Below are 16,797 nucleotides of genomic sequence, written 5' to 3' on the forward strand. Positions count from 1 at the left end.
CCGGAAGCGAATTTAGATCGATTTCAGAGATCAGACGAGGCCGCGTGCCCGCCTCACGTCGGGCGGGGTCGCCTCGTCGACCAGCGCCGCGATCGCCTCCTCGGTCGTCATCACCTTCTGGCCATCGCTGCCGAGCCGGCGAACCGAGACCGAATGCGACTCGGCCTCTTTCTTGCCGACCACGAGCAGCGCCGGGATCTTGGCCAGCGAGTGCTCGCGGACCTTGTAGTTGATCTTCTCGTTGCGCAGGTCGATCTCGACCCGAAGACCGGCGCGCCGGGCCTGCTCCATCACCACCTTGGCGTATTCGTCGCCTTCCGAGGTGATGGTGGTGACCACCGCCTGCACCGGCGAGAGCCAGAGCGGGAAGTTGCCGGCATAGTGCTCGATCAGGATGCCGATATAGCGCTCCATCGAGCCGCAGATCGCGCGGTGCACCATCACGGGCGGTTTCTTGCCGCCGTCATGGTCGATGTAGAACGCGCCGAACCGCTCCGGCAGGTTGAAGTCGACCTGCGTGGTGCCGCACTGCCAGTCGCGGCCGATGGCGTCGCGCAGCACATATTCGAACTTCGGCCCGTAGAAGGCGCCTTCGCCCGGATTGATCTCGGTCTTGATGTGATTGCTCTGCGACTGGATCTCGCGCAGCACCGTCGCCATCACGCGTTCGGCGTGATCCCACATCTCGTCCGTGCCGACGCGCTTGTCCGGCCGCGTCGACAGCTTGACGGTGAGATCGCCGGTGAAGCCGAAATCGGCATAGGTCGACAGGATCAGATCGTTGATCTTGAGGCATTCCTCGGCGAGCTGGTCCTCGGTGCAGAAGATGTGCGCGTCGTCCTGGGTGAAGCCGCGCACGCGCATCAAGCCGTGCATGGCTCCGGACGGCTCGTAGCGATGCACCACGCCGAATTCGGCAAGGCGCAGGGGCAGGTCGCGGTAGCTCTTCAGGCCGTGCTTGAAGATCTGCACGTGACCCGGGCAGTTCATCGGCTTCAGCGCAAACCAGCGCTTGTCCTCGGCCTCGTCACCGGCCGACTGGGCCGCGAACATGTTCTCGCGGTACCAGCCCCAATGGCCCGAGGTCTCCCACAGCGACTTGTCGAGGATCTGCGGCGCGTTGACCTCGCTGTAATCGCCGGTCAGGCGGCGGCGCATATAGGCGATCAGCTGCTGGAAGATGGTCCAGCCCTTGGCGTGCCAGAACACGACGCCCGGGCCTTCCTCCTGGAAGTGGAAGAGGTCGAGCTCGCGCCCGAGCTTGCGATGGTCGCGCTTTTCGGCTTCCTCGATCTGCTTCAGATAAGCGTCGAGGTCCTCCTGCTTGGCGAAGGCGGTGCCGTAGATGCGCGTCAGCATCGGGTTGTTGCTGTCGCCGCGCCAATAGGCGCCGGCTACCTTCATCAGCTTGAACGCATTGCCGACCTTGCCGGTCGAGGTCATGTGCGGGCCGCGGCAGAGGTCGAACCAGTCGCCCTGGTAGTAGATCTTGATCGGCTCGGTGCCGGGAATGGCGTCGACCAGCTCGACCTTGAAGGCCTCGCCCTTGTCACGGAACACCTGTTTTGTTTTTTCGCGATCCCAAACCTCTTTCGTGAAGGGTTTGTCGCGCGCGATGATCTCGCGCATCTTTTTCTCGATCGCGGCAAAGTCTTCCGGCGTGAACGGCTCGTTGCGGAAGAAGTCGTAATAGAAGCCGTTTTCGATCACGGGGCCGATGGTGACCTGCGTGCCGGGCCACAGCGCCTGCACGGCTTCGGCGAGCACGTGGGCGCAGTCGTGGCGGATCAGTTCGAGCGCGCGCGGATCGTCGCGATTGACGAGCTCGATCTTGGCGTCGTCCTCAATGGGATCGTTGAGATCGGCGAGCGCGCCGTCGAGCGCCATCGCGACCGTGCGCTTCGCCAGCGACGGCGAGATGCCCTTGGCGATATCGAGGCCGGTGATGCCCTTGTCGTATTCGCGTCGGGCGCCGTCGGGGAAGGTGAGGGTAACTTTTGCGGCGGGGGTCACGGGTTTCAAATTGCTGAGGGAATATTGGAAGCCGGATTCGGACTTGGGCTGTTCGGTCATTGCTTTTCTCCTGAGGCTCACTCCTGCGAACGAGCGCAGGTAAGCGGGAACGAGCGATATAACAGGCGATTCGGCCTGCGCAATCAGGCATTTCCAAGAAAGTGGCGCGCAAAAGCCGGGACATTGCACCAACTATTTCGAGCCGTGCCCTTTAACCGGCCGCAAGTCGGCTCTACATGCATTTGCATGGAAAGCTCGCCCGCCGGCCGTTTCGCGCCGACCGCCCTGATGCTCGGCAATCTCGTCACCGGCTGCTCGGTGCTGGCGCCTGCGGGCATGCTGCCGGAATTGTCGGCGGGACTCGGGACCAGCATCCATGCGGCTGGGCTCTTGATCACCTTCGGCGCGGTGACGCTGTGCATCGGCTCGCCGCTGACGGCCTGGCTGACCAGCCGCATCGAGCGGCGCACGCTGCTGACCGCGACGCTCGCCGTGCTCGCGCTCGGCAATCTTGCCTCGGCCTTTGCGACCGACTACACCGGCCTCCTGATCATCCGCCTCGTGATGCTCGCGGTCGGTGCGCTCTATACGCCGCAGGCGGCGGGCACGGCGGCGTTGATCGTGCCGGCGGAGCGGCGTGGCAGCACCATCGCGTACATCTTCCTCGGCTGGTCGCTGGCCGCCGCCGTCGGCCTGCCGCTGATCACCTTCATCGCCAGCCGCTACGGCTGGCGCGCGGCCTATGCCGAGATCGGTGTGCTCGGCTGCCTCAGCTTCGTGCTGTTGCTGCTGCGCCTGCCGGCGGGCCTGAAGGGTGCGCCGGTGGACCTGAAGACCTGGGCCGAGGTCGGCCGCAACACCACAATCCTGCTGCTGCTTGCGATCACGATGCTGCAGATGTCGGGGCAGTTCGTGGTGTTCACCTTCATGGGCCCTCTGGTCAACAAGCTCACCGGCGCCGGCCCAGATGCGGTCGGCACGGTGTTCGCGCTCTACGGCATCTGCGGCTTCCTCGGCGTCGTCATCGCCACCCGCATCGTCGATCGCTGGGGCCCTTACCGCACCTCGCTGCTGTTCACCTGCCTGCTGCTGACCGGTATCGCCGGCTGGGCGTTGGGCGCGGGCACGCTTGCGTTCATGACCGCCGGGGTCGCGGTCTGGGGGCTCGGCTTTGCCTCGACCAATTCGATGCAGCAGGTGCGGCTGGTCGCGGCGGCGCCGCCCCTTGCATCGGCGACCGTCGCGCTCAACACGTCGGTCCTCTATGTCGGCCAGGCCGTCGGCTCCGCCATCGGCGGGGTGTTGTTCGCACGCGAGCTGCTGCATACGCTCGGCTTCGTTGCGGTCGGTTTCGTCGCGCTGGCGCTGACCCTTGTGGTCCTGACCCGGCCCCGTCGGGTTGCCGCGACGGCCTGACTCCGGCGTTTCCTGTGCGCAAGGTGCTTGGCAAACCGCGCGCGGGAGCGCTAGAAGGCCCGTCATGGGGACCAAAGAGAGTTGACTGAAATGAGGATGATTCTGGCGGTTGCCGCGGTGCTCTATTCAGCCTCCGCGTTCGCGCAAGCCGACAAGCCACCGATGGTCGGGGACAAGCCCTTGGTGCAGGTCAAGCCCAAGGGGACGAAAGCGGGGACCAAGGAAGCGGCGGCAAAGCCGGCCGCGGCGCCGAAGGGCAAGCCGCAGTCGATCGCCGCGCGGCTCCAGGCCTGCCTGGAGCTCGATGACGGCACCAAGGACCGGCTGAACTGCTACGACGCCATTATCCCGCCGGCGCCGAAGCCGAAACCGGCGAAGGCCAAGGGCTACGCCGATTGCAAATTCTTCAAGGAAGAGGACGAGCGGCTCGCCTGCTACAACGGCTTCGCCGAGAGCATTCCGAAGCTGCCCAAGAGCTGAAAGAGCTGATCAAAGAGTTGACGCCGTCGGCCGATGCTCAGTCGCTGATGCGGCTGAGCACGGCGCGGAAGGCGATGCCCGGCAGTTGCAGCGCGTTGCCTTCGAATTCCGCGGTGTCGCCGTCCTCGCGGCCGGCGAGCGCCAGCGTGATCCGGTCGAGGCCGAACAACGCCTTGAAGGACGGGTCGTCATTGTAGCGCTCGGTCGAGATCTTGACCTTGATGCTGTCGCCTTCGCCCGTATAGGTGCCGATGAAGGCGAAGGCCGAATTGCCCCCGCGCATCTTGCCGCCCATCACATAGACGACGCCACAGCCGGTTCCGTGAACGGTGTGGAAGTCGACCTTGTACAATCCCTGACGCACTGCATGTCCCCGCAGAATTCCAATCACGACGTGGTCGGCACGTTATGGCCGTTGTCGACGGAAGCAATCCGGTGACGTCCGGGGGATGTCGGCCATCAACATCACAATTTGATCAAAGCCTGAGGCAATTGCGGGCAGTGCCGCCAAAATCCCGAGGGGCGCAATATCGCAAGCGTGCGCGTCAGCGGCTCGACGCGGATGAACTAGTGGCCGCTACGCGCGTGAGCGCCAGCGACGGCGTCGCCGACATCTTCACCAGCACGTCCTTGAGCGGATCCCGCGTCCAGGCACGAGTGACATAGTCGCGATGTGTGATGCCGTCGCCAGTCTCGACGAACACGACGCTGCCGGGGCGCAAGGGTCCGTCCATGTCCTCGGCGACGCTGATGCCCTTCTGGCGGAGCGTGCTCATCAGCTCGCGGTCGCGCCGCGCCGTGCCGCGGGTGTAGGCGCTGACGAAGAAGCCGGAGCGGTGGCTCTCGATCCAGGATGCGAACTTGTCCATTTCGCCGTAGACGGCGTCCAGCAGCACGACGCCGCGGACGCGGTCGCTGATGCCGCCGACCTCGAGGCTCCAGGCCGTCGGCAGGAAGCCGCCGCTGTAGCCGACGATCACGATCGGCATGTTGGCGAAGGCGCGCGCGCTGTTGGGATCGCCGGTGACGCGGGCGAGGTGCTCGGCCGATTCCGCCATGAAGCGCTTGAAGCCGCCCGGCTGCCAGAACTTGCCGGCGCTGGAATCGGCGGCATCGACCGCCATCTGCGGGGCGAGCAGCACGGCATTGGCGCCGGAATCGGTGATCTGCCTGGGCACCAGCTGGCGATCGCGCACGTCGCGTTCGAGCGTTGCGCCATTGCCGTGGAAGAACACCACGATCACGCCCGGCTTGCGCACGTCGAAATGCTCGGGCACGTGCATCAGCACGCGGCTGTCATTGTAGGTCTCGTCCTGCCAGAACACGCGCCCGGAATAGCTGCGATGTCCGCGGCGGTCGCCCTTGCTGATGTTGAGGAAGGGCGCCTCGGAGGCGGGGTTGTTGCCGAAATAGGGGAACGCCGACGACTTCATGCTGACGAGCGTCGTCAAATCGTCGCGGGGCGGGCGCTTGTAGGGGACCTGCGGCTCGAGCGAGGCGACCTTGTACGGCGCCTGCTCCGGCGGTGCCTGAACGGCCCGCTTGGGCGAGAAGTCCGACATCTGCCGCTGCAGGAGACTCTCGCTCGCCGTGGGGAAACGCTCCCTGAATTGCGGAGCCGGGAAGCGATCCTCGAACGTGTCGCCGCTTGCGACTTGCTGATTGGTCTTGGCAACGACCTGAACATTGGCCTGCGAGTTCGCCGCGAGGGCCGCCGGGTTCGGCGCCTTGCCGCATTGAACCAGCGTCAGCGACAGCGGCACCAAGGCTGAGACCAGGCCAATCCGGAGCGCACGACCGCGCCGACCGGACGGTGTCCGGTCATCGCGCATGTCAGCTCTCAGTTTCGGAACGGCCCCGACCATCCACCCATGACCCCAAAGTCACGTCCATCGGCATATCAAGACAATTGAGCCGACCGGCGTTTAGGCGACGTTAAGCGTCCGGAGAAACTTCCCCACATCCGGAACGCTCAAAAGGACCATGTAATCGTGTCCTGATTGTGGGGAAGGGGAACGGGGTTTTCCGGGGCAAACGCAGCTTTCTTGCCCGACAGCGGGAATAAGCGGTGCCGGAGTACCCGTTTTGGCCGCCTCATTTAACCCTTGTTAACCCTGCTTGAATTGACTGGGCCAAGTTGCACGATGCGCCCGCGAGGCAAGACGCCTTGAGGCCGAGGACCCCGATGACGGCATCAGATGCGGGAACTGCCCCCTGGACTGGCCGCCTGACGGGAGGCGGGAGCGGGGTCTCGGTTCTGGTCGCAACCGCCATCGTCGTGGCCGATATGATCGGGGTCGGCGTCTTCACCAGCCTCGGCTTCCAGGTCAAGGACATCCCGTCCGGTTTCTCGATCCTGCTGCTGTGGACCGTCGGCGGCATCGTCGCGCTCTGCGGGGTGTTCGCCTATAGCGAGCTCGGGGCGATGTTTCCGCGCTCGAGCGGCGAGTACAATTTCCTCGGCCGGGCCTATCACCCGGCTTTCGGCTTTCTTGCCGGCTGGGTCTCGGCGACGGTGGGCTTCGCCGCACCGGTCGCGCTCGCCGCGATGGCGTTTGGCGAATACGCCAAATCGGTTGTGCCCGATCTGCCGCCGATCCCGCTCGCCATCGCTGTGGTGTGGCTGGTCTCGTTGGTGCAGCTCACCGGTGTCAGGCACTCCTCGACCTTCCAGCTGATCTCGACCATCCTCAAGGTCGTGCTGATCGTCGCCTTCCTGGTCGCCGGCTTCGTCATCGGCGTGCCGCAGCCGATCGCCTTCACGCCGCAGCCGGGCGATCTCGCCCACATCGTCAGCGCGCCGTTCGCGATCGGGCTCGTCTTCGTGATGTACTCGTTCTCGGGCTGGAATGCCGCGACCTACATCATCGGCGAGATGAACATGCCGCAGCGGGATTTGCCGCGCGCGCTGCTCGCGGGCACGCTGATCGTGCTTGTGCTGTATGTGGCGCTGAACGCGGTGTTCCTGCATTCGACGCCGGTCAGCGCGCTCGCCGGCCAGCTCGATGTCGCCAGCGTCGCCGGCAGCGCCATCTTCGGCAGCCTCGGGGGGCGCATCGTCGGCGCCATGATCTGCGTCGGCCTGATCTCCTCGATCTCCGCGATGATGTGGATCGGCCCGCGGGTGATGATGACGATGGGAGAGGACATTCCATCGCTGCGGGTGTTCTCGAAGCGATCGACGAGCGGCGCGCCCGCCTATGCCATCCTGTTTCAGCTCGCGGTCGCCAATCTCCTGCTGTTCACGCGCAGCTTCGAGGCGGTGCTCGACTTCATCCAGTTCGCGCTGCTGTTCTGCTCGTTCTTCACGGTCGCCGGCGTCATCAAGCTGCGCATCACCGATCCGGATTTGCCGAGGCCCTATCGCGCCTGGGGATACCCGTTCACGCCGCTGGTTTTCCTGCTCGTGACCGGGTTCATGATGTACTACCTGTTGACCGAGCGGCCGGTGCAGTCGCTCTCGGGGATGCTGGTGATGCTCTCCGGCCTGTTGATTTATGCTGTTTTCCGCCGGCGGCCGGTCGCCGCTGACACGTCACATAATCGCGAATAGACATGGTCCGAGCCCTGAGAATTGCGGCCGCCGCCCTTGCCCTGCTGGCCGTGGCCGTCTCCTCCGCACGCGCCGCCGACGCTACCTTCGACGACACCGCGCGCTTCCTCGCAGGCATGCAGCCTTCGGCGGACTCGCCGCTGCTGCCGCTCACGAAGGATCCTGCCTGGCAGCGCCACGCGAAATTCTTCGACGGCGCCTTCGCCCAGCTCGAGCAGCGCCAGCTCTCGAAGATCCGCGACTGGGCCGACGTCAATCTGGCCGCGCCGCGGCCGACCATGTTCTACATGTTCAGCGGCCCCGATTTCCTCTATGCGAATGCCTTCTACTCCAAGGCCAGCACCTATGTGCTCGGTGCGCTGGAGCCGGTCGGCGCCGTCCCCGATCTGACACGGCTGCCGCGCGGTTCGGTCGGCGCGGCGCTCTACAATGTCGAGCGCTCGCTCGGCTCGATCCTGAGCTTCTCGTTCTTCATCACCAAGCAGATGAAGGTCGACCTGCACGCCAACCAGGTCAACGGCACCTTGCCGATCCTCTATGTCTTCCTGGCGCGCTCGGGCAAGACCATCCGCAACGTCGAGACGATCGCGCTCGACGACAAGGGAGGGCTCCATGTCGGCGAGGACAATCCGGGGCGTAACGCCACGCGCGGCGTTCGCATCACCTTTGCGGGCGGCGATGGCGAAGCGCGCACGCTGTATTATTTCTCGACCGATCTTTCCAATGCCGGCGCGCGCAACACCGGTTTCCTGAAATTCTGCGAGACGCTTGGGCCGGGCAACAGCCTGCTCAAGAGTGCATCCTACCTGCTGCACAAGAGCGACTTTGCGGTCGTCCGCGACTGGCTGCTCGCCAACAGCGCCACCATCATCCAGGACGATTCCGGCATTCCGCTTGCGAACTACGGTGCGCGGCAATGGCGGTTCTTCCCGTTCGGCCGCTATCTCGGGCCGATCGGTGAATTCCCCGGCCGCTACCAGGAGCGCTACGCCGAGTTGTTCACGCGCGCCAAGCCGATCGATTTCGGCGTCGGCTATCGCTGGCGGATGCACGAATCGAACCTGCTGCTTTCGGTGAGAGTGCCGGGCACCGAAACGGTACCGGGCGGGGAGGCGACCTCGTCTGCCGAGCCGACGCCGAGGGCGCCGCGTCCGAAACGGCTGCGGCCGCCCGAGCCGATCCCGCCACCGCCGGGGCGTTTCTACTGGTTCCGCTGATTACCAGTGCACGCTCTGGCTCGGCACGATGAAGGCCGTCGTGCTGGGCGCCGTCGCCAGGCTCGATGCCAGATACCAGCCGGAGCCGAGCACGAGCATCAGCAAGCCGACGATCGCAAGCAGATCCATGGCGCGGGGGTCATGCTGCCGCCTGGAGCCGTGGGAGGACCCAGGCCTGAGCAGAAGATAAGGGCTGATTTTCCAGCGCATTGTTGTTTCCTCCCGGGGGAGCATCGAAACAACGCAGGAAGAAAGTCCGGAGTTCCGCGCGGGCCAGCGATGCGCAAGGCATCGGTTGCAATCTCAGGACGCGTTGACGCCGCACCAGCGACCATAGCGCCAGGGCAGATACCAGCGCGCGCCTTTCGGCGCGGCGAGCGGCACGTTGTCGATACCCGAGGTGCCGAATGGGTTGCAGCGCAGCAGCCGTGCCAGCGTCATCCAGCCGCCGGCCCAGAGGCCGAACCGTTCGATTGCCTCGTCGCCATACACGGAGCAGGTCGGCAGGTGCCGGCAATTGTAACCGACCAGCGGCGACAGCGTGTGCCGGTACAGCCAGATCAGCGCGCGACCGAGTCGGCGCGGGAGTCGCAGCGCCCCCTCGACCGAACTGGAACAATGCCCGCAGGCTGAATGCTTCATGTGCGCGGTGCCGTCAGGTTACGCTGTGAGTTGCACGGTTCCGGAGCAAGGAACTGTAAGGTGTTGTTTGCGCGCCATATTTTGCATGCTTTCTGGGAGCAGTGCAGCAAGTACCTATGGACGATCTGTATTCCCCCGGATACCATTTTTGTGACGTCCATGTGTACACTCGTCGGACGCAAAACGGGGCTTGCCTGAATCGCCTCTGGGGCTTGGGGAAGGGACCAGTTTGAAAGTTCTGAAGTCGCTTAACCTTCGCGGCTGGTTGCTGGTGGGAACCGCCGTCTGTGGAGTTGCGCTGGCTGGCGCCGTCGCGACATTCGGGTCATCGGCCAAGGCCGGCGGCGCGCTCGAAGAGCGCAAGCTTCCGATGAAGTTCAACTGGATTGCCTGCGAGCCGAATTGCCGCGGCTGGGTCAGCGCGGTCGGCATCATCACTGCCGATACCCCGAAAGATTTCGAAGAGTTTTCTCGCGGCCGTCAGATCGGTGGCGCCACCGTGGTGCTGGATTCCAGCGGCGGTTCCGTCAACGACGCGATCACGCTCGGCCGGCGCTTCCGCAATCTCGGCCTCCTGACCACGGTCGGCGTCAGCCTCCGCGGTGCTCAGTCGGCCCGTCCGGCGGTCGCGCCCGAGGCCTATTGCGAATCCATGTGCGTGTTCCTGCTGCTGGCCGGCAAGAAGCGCTACGTGCCGGAAGCCGCTCACGTCCGGGTCCACCAGATCTGGATGGGCGACCGTGCCGACGACGCCAAGGCGGCGAGCTACAGCGCGCAGGATCTGATGATCGTGGAGCGCGACATCGGCCGTCTCGCCAAATACACCTTCGACATGGGCGGTGCCGGCGATCTGCTGTCGCTCGCGCTCAGTGTTCCGCCCTGGGAAGATCTGCACGAGCTGGACGCCGGCGAACTCAAGCTCACCAATCTCGTGACGACTAATCTCGTGGCCGACGTGCTGCCGCACGTGGACATCTCCGCGCCGGCGATGGCGGAGCTGGCCCCGAAGACGCAGGCGCGGTTCGGCGCGGAACCGGAGCAGGCTTCCAAGGAGCAAGCTTCGAAGTCGACCAAGACGGCGGAGGCCCTGGTGCCGACCGGCGGTACCGCGGCCCCGGCGACAGCGTCGCAGAAGTAAGATTCCCCATCCTCATTCCCGGGTGTCGCCAGGCGGCGAACCGGGAATCCAGATGTTGATGCGTGAGATTCCCGGATGCGCAATTGCGCAACCAGGGTGCGATGCTGCGCGTCGCCCGGAAACGGCGGAGAGGGTGAGTTCAGCCCTGCGCCGCGGCCGGCTGCTTGGCCTTGGCCTCGATCTGGCCGATGGCATCGACCACGGCATCGAAGGTGAGAAGGGTCGAGGCGTGGCGCGCCTTGTAGTCGCGTACCGGCTCGAGGAATCTGATCTCCTCCCACTTGCCTTCGGGAGGTGCGCCATTCTCTTTCAGCATCTTGCGAACGGTTTCGCGTAACTCACGGAGTTCGCTCGCAGTCGATCCGACCACATGACTTGCCATGATGGATGAAGAGGCCTGGCCAAGCGCGCACGCCTTCACGTCGTGGGCGAAATCGGTGACCTTGTCGCCGTCCATCTTCAGGTCGACCTTCACGGTCGAGCCGCACAATTTGGAATGGGCGGTCGCTGTGGCATCGGCGTCCGACAACCGTCCGAGACGCGGAATATTGCCGGCCAGCTCGATGATCCGCTTGTTATAAATGTCGTTCAGCATGTGATGGGGTCCGGGACTTCCGCATCGGATCGGCCTTGGCGGGCGCCGTCCAGGGTCCTATATAGGGTCGGAACTGGCGGAAAAACAGTCCAGCGGTGCGGCGGCAGTGATCCAGATCTGCGCGTCCGGCGTTTTACCCAAGGCCCTTTTTCGTCAAAACTGTTCTCTTCAGGCGTCCGGCGGCTTGCCGCCCCGTCTGCCGGTGACACTCCGGCCGTTAAGGCCGTCGAACGGAGTAGACATGGACGCGACCATCAAGCCGATCCGCCCCAACAAGCAGCCCGAGACCCGTCCGGCCGAGCTTGATCCCGCCGAATTCCTCGCGGCCGCCGTCCGCGCCGACCAGCCGCGCCCGGCGCGTGCCGAGGCGGAAGCAGCCGTGAAGACGCTGCTCGCCTATATCGGCGAGAACACCGAGCGCGAGGGCCTGCTCGACACGCCGCGCCGCGTGGTCGAGGCCTTCGACGAACTCTATCAGGGCTACCACCAGTGCCCGGCCGAGGTGCTCGACCGCACCTTCGGCGAGACCGCCGGCTATGACGATTTCGTGCTGGTGCGCGACATCGAGTTCACCTCGCAGTGCGAGCATCACATGATGCCGTTCTACGGCAAGGCTCACATCGCCTATACCCCGGTGGAGCGCGTCGTCGGCCTGTCCAAGCTCGCCCGTCTCACCGACATCTTCGCCCGCCGGCTCCAGACCCAAGAGCATCTGACGGCACAGATCGCAGCCGCCATCGACGAGGTGCTCAAGCCCCGCGGCGTTGCCGTGCTGATCGAGGCCGAGCATACCTGCATGTCGGTGCGTGGCGTCGCCAAGCATGGCGCCTCCACCTTCACCAGCCGATTCACCGGCATGTTCCGCGACAATCCGGCGGAGCAGGCCCGTTTCCTGTCCCTGGTGCGAGGCCTGCAGCGCTGACCTCGCGAACAGATCGGCGAGGTCGCCCGTGTCCGCTCACTCCCATGAGATAGAGGAAGGCTTGTCCTTCCTGCCGCGCTTCGATGCGAACGGCCTCGTGACCGTCGTCGCGACCGACGTCGCCAACGGCGACGTGCTGATGGTCGCGCACATGAACGACGAGGCGCTGCGCAAGACCATCGCGACTGGCGAGGCCTGGTACTTCAGCCGATCGCGCAAGGCCTTGTGGCGAAAAGGTGAGACCTCAGGTCAAACCCAGCGCGTCGTCGAGATGCGGACCGATTGCGATCAGGACGCGGTCTGGATTCGTGTCGAGCAGATCGGCGCGGCCTGCCACACCGGCCGGCGCTCGTGCTTCTACCGCAAGGTCGAGGGCGAGGGCGGCGGCGCGAAGCTGGTCTTCGCCGATGCCGAGCGGCTGTTCGATCCCAGCGACGTCTACAAGAAATAGCTCTCCGTCATTCCGGGGCGGCTCGCAGAGCCGAACCCGGAATCCATCGCGCGGCATAACGCGCGGTGGAATGGATTCTCCGGTGCGCAATTGCGCACCGTAGCTCGCACCTGCGGTGCGGCCCGGAATGACCGAGCGGGCAGAATTAACCCCGCATTAACCATACCTGTCCCACGGTGAGACGACAGGGCGTCCGAATTGCCGGCGCCGCTCAACGCCGCGCGAGGCGGGCACTTCATCATGTCGGTCGACAATTCCAGTGCCACGCAGACGGCCGCTCTCGATCCGACGCGGGCGCGGGTCGCCGGTGCGATCAAGCAGGCCTCGAACGTCGCCGGCGTCAGCTTCCAGTACATGCTGACCACCGCCAAGATGGAATCGGATTTCGATCCGACGGCAGGGGCCAGCACCTCGTCCGCGCACGGGCTCTACCAGTTCATCGACCAAACCTGGCTCGGCACGGTGAAGGAGGCGGGCACCCAGCTCGGCTACGGCAACTATTCCGACGCCATCACCCGCACTTCGTCAGGCACCTACACCGTCGACGATCCCGCGATGAAGCGCTCGATCATGAAGCTGCGCGACGATCCGGAAGCCGCCTCCAGTATGGCGGCCGCGCTGACGCAGTCGAACAGCTTCAAGCTCACCGGTCTGCTCGGGCGCCGGCCGAGCGACAGCGAGCTGTACATGGCGCATTTCATGGGCGTCGGCGGAGCGGCCAAGCTGATCGCCAATGCCGAGGACAATCCGCAAGCGGTCGGTGCGCGGCTGTTTCCCAACGCGGCCTCCGCCAACCGCTCGATCTTCTACGCCAAGGACGGCCGCGCCCGCAGCGTCTCCGAAGTCTATTCGGTGCTGGACGCGCGCTATGCCAGCGCGGCCAATTCGAAAACGACCCGCAGCGCGATGGCGATGTATGGCGGTACGCCCTCGACGACGCAGGTTGCGAGCGCGAACGGCGTGCAGCCGACCGCGCCGATGGTCGACAACGCGGCCTATCTCCAGACCTTTCCCAACACCAATGCCGTGACGCCCGTGAGCGCGACATCGTCCACGACGGTCGCGGACAGCGCGCCGACCACGCCGGCCTTCCGCTCGATCTATCAGCCCGGCGATGCCCAGCCGGTCTCGGCCACGGTGCAGAAATTGTGGGGCAACAACGCCTCACTGACCTCGGTCGCCTCGGCCACGCCGGACGTGCGACCGCCTCAACCGCTCGATCTCTTCAGCGACCGCAGCGGCACGTTCTCGAGCTAGACCCGCTCTCGTGTCTCGGACGCGCTGTGACGCGGAGCGTTGCTGCTCAGAGCCGGGACCCATGCCTCGCAAACTCTCCCTCTAGAATCCTGCCCCGGACGCTGCGCACCACCTCGTGCTGCGCCGCGTCCGGGGCACAAGAGCGAGACGTTTGTCGCAGCTGCATCAACACCGTCATTGCGAGCACAGCGAAGCAATCCAGCATCCCTCCGCGGATGCATCTCTGGATTGCTTCGCTGTGCTCGCAATGACGTAGGACGGGCGAGGGCTATCGTCCTCTCGTGTCCCGGACGCGCTGCGGCGTGAAACGCTGCTGCGCTGCGTCCGGGGCACGCGAGCGCGGCGATTTACTCCCTTAACAAATCATCAATAAAACCAGCCAGTTATGGTGAACGCTTTGTTAAGCGTCGTGGTTTATTTTGTGTTGCAGGTGACGAGCCGTCACCGTTTTCGTTTGTTGTGTAAGCCGGAAGCAGCATGATTGTTCGGCAGTTCATCAATTGGATCAGAACGGCGCCCGCCGGCGAGCGGGCCGAGGCCACACGGGCGTTGGCCCGGGCCTGGCTGATCTCGGACCTTTCCCACGACGACCGCATCGCTGCCGAAGGCGCGTTGCTGATGCTGCTCGACGATCCCTCGCCGCTGGTGCGGCAGGCGATGGCCGAGGCATTCGCGCGCAGCGCGGAGGCGCCGGCATCGATCGTGCGGGCGCTGTCGGCGGACCAGCCGTCCGTCGCGCTACCCGTGCTCGAGCATTCCCCGCTCCTGATCGACGCCGATCTCGTCGACATCGTCGCCACCGGCAATGACGACGTGCAATGCGCGGTCGCCCGCCGCATCGCGCTGCCGGTCTCGGTCTGCGCCGCGATTGCCGAAGTCGGCTGCGCGGCTGCCGCGCTGGAGTTGATCGAAAATCCGCACGCCGAGCTCGCGCCGTTTTCCTGGAATCGCATCGTCGAGCGCCACGGACATCTTGCCGCGATCCGTGAGGCGATGCTGGTGCTGGACGATCTGCCGTCCGCAACGCGCGCCGCGCTGGTGGCGAAGCTGTCCGAGACCTTGGCGCAATTCGTCGTGGCGCGGAACTGGCTGAGCGCCGATCGTGCCGAGCGCATCACCGTCGAGGCGCGCGACCGCTCCACCATCAACATCGCGGCGCGCTCGCGCGGCGAGGACATGCAGGGCCTCGTGCATCATCTGCGCGTCACGGGCCAGCTCACCGCCGGGCTGATCTTGCGCGCGCTCTTGTCGAGCAATCTCGATTTGTTCGACGCGGCACTGGCCGAGCTTGCCGATCTGCCGCTGGCGCGCGTCACCGCGCTGCTGCACGACCGCGGCGGCAACAGCCTGCATGCGGTTCTCCGCCGGGCCGGACTGCCCGAGGCGACGTTCGCGGCGTTCCAGGTCGCGCTCGATGCCTGCCACGAGCAGGGCTTTGTCGACAGCGACGACGGCGTGGTGCGGCTGCGCCGGCGCATGGTCGAGCGCGTACTCACCCATTGCGAGACCGACCGCGGCGCCACCGAGCCGCTGATGGTCCTGCTGCGCCGCTTCGCCACGGAATCGGCGCGCGAAGAGGCGAGGCTGTTCTGCGACGAGATCGCGGACGAAGACGTCTACGACGACCTGATCGCGGCGTAACGAGATGCGGTAGGGGTTATGCGAAGCCGTAACCCACCACGTCTGTTTCTGCGGATACCAAAGAGGTGGATTACGCTGCGCTAATCCACCCTACGATCCCAGGCGTGTTGATAGAGCCCGGCTTTCCAACCACCGTCATTGCGAGGAGCAAAGCGACGAAGCAATCCAGAATCTCTCCGCGGAGGGATTCTGGATTGCTTCGCTGCGCTCGCAATGACGAGGAGGAGAGAGCTCAGCCTTATTCCGCCGGCGCGATGCTCGGCGCCAGGATCATCTCGAGATGCTCGGGGCGGTCGCGGTTGACCTGGGTGAGATAATCGTCGGCGACCTTGCGCAGTCGGCGGCTGAGCTCGGCGGAGACGCTGATGCTGTCGAGCCGCGTATTCTCGTGCAGGATGGCGAGAATGGCGTTGATGTGATGCGTGAACAGCTCGCTCGGGACCTTCTCCAGGGCGGGCGCGTGCTCGATGACCCGGCACAGGCTCTCGGCGATTCCCGACGCGGCCGGATAGCCGAACGTGGCGGCGTCACCCTTGATGTCGTGGGCGGCGTGGAACAGCTCGTCGCGCCGCTCCTTGGTGAAGCCGTCATTGCGGATGGCGACATAGGCGGCCGAAAGGCGGTTGACCTCGATCGTCATCCATTCCTTGAACTCGCCGGACAGACCCGCGAGCGCCTGCTCGGCGCGGCCGACGGGATCGTCGAGGTCCTTCTCCTCGACGCGTCGCAAAACCTTGCGCAGCGGATTGGGCTGCGTGATGATTTGATGCGTGGCGAAGGCCTTGACCTCGATGTCCTTTGCGCTGTTCTTCGCCATGATGCCTGTCCCGTCTGAAGACGCCTGCGCTAGATGGAGGAGCGGGCCTTGTCGAGCAGCGAGGGCTGCTGCAGCACCTCGTGCTTTTCGCCGACGCGGCGTTCGGGGCCCATATAGGCGGAGTTGGTGTTGCGGCGCCGGTCCGGACCGAAATAGGTCTTGGTCTTGATGAAGGGGCGGGGATTGGCGACGACGTTGAGGATGCGCTGATAGAGGCCCTTGGCCGAGATCGGCTTGGCCAGGAATTCGGTGACGCCGGCATCGCGCGCCACTGTGACGCGGCGCTTCTCGGAATGACCGGTCAGCATGATGATGGGCGCGTAAGGGTTGCCCTTGGATTCCGGCTGCCGGATCATCTGCGCGAGCTCGAGCCCGTCGAAGATCGGCATGGCCCAGTCGGTGATCACGATGTCGGGCACGTAATGGCTGTACATTTCCAGCGCCGTGGCGCCGTCCTCGGCTTCGTAGACTTCGCGTGCGCCGAACGAGTGCAGCAGCGTGCGCAGGATCCGGCGCATGTGCGGATTGTCGTCGCAGACGAGGAAGCGCAGCTTGTTGAAGTCGATGCGGAACATGTCGCCCGGGCCGAAGCGGTCAATCTTCGTTAACCATATCGTGGCGAGGGTTAACGAAGGGTTGCCGCTGCTTTTGAAGG

Annotated in this window: 17 protein-coding genes; 9 read left to right on the forward strand and 8 right to left on the reverse strand. The window is 65.0% G+C overall.

Going from position 1 to position 16,797, the window contains the following annotated elements; all coding sequences use genetic code 11:
- Window positions 1-30 precede the first annotated feature (30 nt).
- Entirely contained in the window at window positions 31-2,073 is a 2,043-nt protein-coding gene (gene thrS, locus QRQ56_RS02315) for a threonine--tRNA ligase (RefSeq protein WP_438737375.1), read from the reverse strand.
- Between the two features lie 186 nt (window positions 2,074-2,259).
- Here thrS and QRQ56_RS02320 point away from each other — a divergent pair, with 186 nt between their 5' ends.
- Together QRQ56_RS02320 and QRQ56_RS02325 are read left to right on the forward strand one after the other, a co-directional pair.
- Window positions 2,260-3,429, forward strand: a complete 1,170-nt coding sequence (locus tag QRQ56_RS02320; RefSeq protein ID WP_438737377.1) for an MFS transporter — start codon at window positions 2,260-2,262, stop codon at window positions 3,427-3,429.
- A gap of 90 nt (window positions 3,430-3,519) precedes the next feature.
- Window positions 3,520-3,909, forward strand: coding sequence for a hypothetical protein (locus QRQ56_RS02325; RefSeq protein WP_438737379.1), 390 nt, complete (start codon window positions 3,520-3,522; stop codon window positions 3,907-3,909).
- A gap of 37 nt (window positions 3,910-3,946) precedes the next feature.
- Here the strand turns inward: QRQ56_RS02325 and QRQ56_RS02330 are convergent, their stop codons facing one another.
- Entirely contained in the window at window positions 3,947-4,273 is a 327-nt protein-coding gene (locus QRQ56_RS02330) for a hypothetical protein (protein WP_438737381.1), read from the reverse strand.
- A gap of 181 nt (window positions 4,274-4,454) precedes the next feature.
- Window positions 4,455-5,741, reverse strand: a complete 1,287-nt coding sequence (locus QRQ56_RS02335; protein ID WP_438737382.1) for an alpha/beta hydrolase — start codon at window positions 5,739-5,741, stop codon at window positions 4,455-4,457.
- Between the two features lie 353 nt (window positions 5,742-6,094).
- Between QRQ56_RS02335 and QRQ56_RS02340 the strand changes: the two genes are divergently transcribed.
- Together QRQ56_RS02340 and QRQ56_RS02345 are read left to right on the forward strand one after the other, a co-directional pair.
- Window positions 6,095-7,462, forward strand: coding sequence for an APC family permease (locus QRQ56_RS02340; RefSeq protein WP_438737384.1), 1,368 nt, complete (start codon window positions 6,095-6,097; stop codon window positions 7,460-7,462).
- A gap of 2 nt (window positions 7,463-7,464) precedes the next feature.
- A complete protein-coding gene (locus tag QRQ56_RS02345) occupies window positions 7,465-8,679 on the forward strand; it encodes a hypothetical protein (protein WP_438737386.1) in 1,215 nt (404 codons plus the stop codon).
- On the opposite strand, the gene QRQ56_RS02350 is transcribed toward QRQ56_RS02345, so the two are convergent.
- Window positions 8,680-8,808 carry a hypothetical protein gene (locus QRQ56_RS02350; protein WP_438737388.1) on the reverse strand — a complete coding sequence of 43 codons (129 nt, stop codon included), beginning with the start codon at window positions 8,806-8,808 and terminating at the stop codon, window positions 8,680-8,682.
- Between the two features lie 174 nt (window positions 8,809-8,982).
- Window positions 8,983-9,321: a membrane protein insertion efficiency factor YidD gene (gene yidD / locus QRQ56_RS02355; RefSeq protein WP_438737389.1), complete on the reverse strand. Its 339-nt coding sequence runs from the start codon at window positions 9,319-9,321 to the stop codon at window positions 8,983-8,985.
- A gap of 229 nt (window positions 9,322-9,550) precedes the next feature.
- Between yidD and QRQ56_RS02360 the strand changes: the two genes are divergently transcribed.
- The gene (locus QRQ56_RS02360) at window positions 9,551-10,459 is read left to right on the forward strand and encodes a hypothetical protein (protein WP_438737391.1); all 909 of its coding nucleotides are present in this window, start codon (window positions 9,551-9,553) and stop codon (window positions 10,457-10,459) included.
- Between the two features lie 139 nt (window positions 10,460-10,598).
- On the opposite strand, the gene QRQ56_RS02365 is transcribed toward QRQ56_RS02360, so the two are convergent.
- Window positions 10,599-11,054 carry an iron-sulfur cluster assembly scaffold protein gene (locus tag QRQ56_RS02365; protein ID WP_438737393.1) on the reverse strand — a complete coding sequence of 152 codons (456 nt, stop codon included), beginning with the start codon at window positions 11,052-11,054 and terminating at the stop codon, window positions 10,599-10,601.
- 241 nt (window positions 11,055-11,295) lie between these two features.
- On the opposite strand from QRQ56_RS02365, the gene folE reads away from it, so the two are divergent.
- The 4 genes from folE to QRQ56_RS02385 all read left to right on the forward strand — a co-directional run bounded on the left by folE (window position 11,296) and on the right by QRQ56_RS02385 (window position 15,325).
- Window positions 11,296-11,976, forward strand: a complete 681-nt coding sequence (folE, locus tag QRQ56_RS02370) for a GTP cyclohydrolase I FolE (RefSeq protein WP_298242100.1) — start codon at window positions 11,296-11,298, stop codon at window positions 11,974-11,976.
- A gap of 28 nt (window positions 11,977-12,004) precedes the next feature.
- Window positions 12,005-12,427: a phosphoribosyl-AMP cyclohydrolase gene (gene hisI / locus QRQ56_RS02375; protein WP_438737395.1), complete on the forward strand. Its 423-nt coding sequence runs from the start codon at window positions 12,005-12,007 to the stop codon at window positions 12,425-12,427.
- A gap of 198 nt (window positions 12,428-12,625) precedes the next feature.
- Window positions 12,626-13,684, forward strand: a complete 1,059-nt coding sequence (locus QRQ56_RS02380) for a lytic transglycosylase domain-containing protein (RefSeq protein ID WP_438737397.1) — start codon at window positions 12,626-12,628, stop codon at window positions 13,682-13,684.
- Between the two features lie 477 nt (window positions 13,685-14,161).
- Complete coding sequence (locus tag QRQ56_RS02385; protein ID WP_438737398.1) at window positions 14,162-15,325, forward strand: DUF2336 domain-containing protein; 1,164 nt, start codon at window positions 14,162-14,164, stop codon at window positions 15,323-15,325.
- A gap of 238 nt (window positions 15,326-15,563) precedes the next feature.
- On the opposite strand, the gene QRQ56_RS02390 is transcribed toward QRQ56_RS02385, so the two are convergent.
- Window positions 15,564-16,142 (reverse strand): Hpt domain-containing protein, encoded by a 579-nt coding sequence (locus QRQ56_RS02390; protein ID WP_438737400.1) that lies wholly within the window; start codon window positions 16,140-16,142, stop codon window positions 15,564-15,566.
- Window positions 16,143-16,171: 29 nt separating this feature from the next.
- The gene (locus QRQ56_RS02395) at window positions 16,172-16,717 is read right to left on the reverse strand and encodes a response regulator (protein WP_008549760.1); all 546 of its coding nucleotides are present in this window, start codon (window positions 16,715-16,717) and stop codon (window positions 16,172-16,174) included.
- Window positions 16,718-16,797 lie beyond the last annotated feature (80 nt).

The organism is Bradyrhizobium sp. U531 (genome assembly GCF_051710265.1).
Lineage (GTDB): Bacteria > Pseudomonadota > Alphaproteobacteria > Rhizobiales > Xanthobacteraceae > Bradyrhizobium.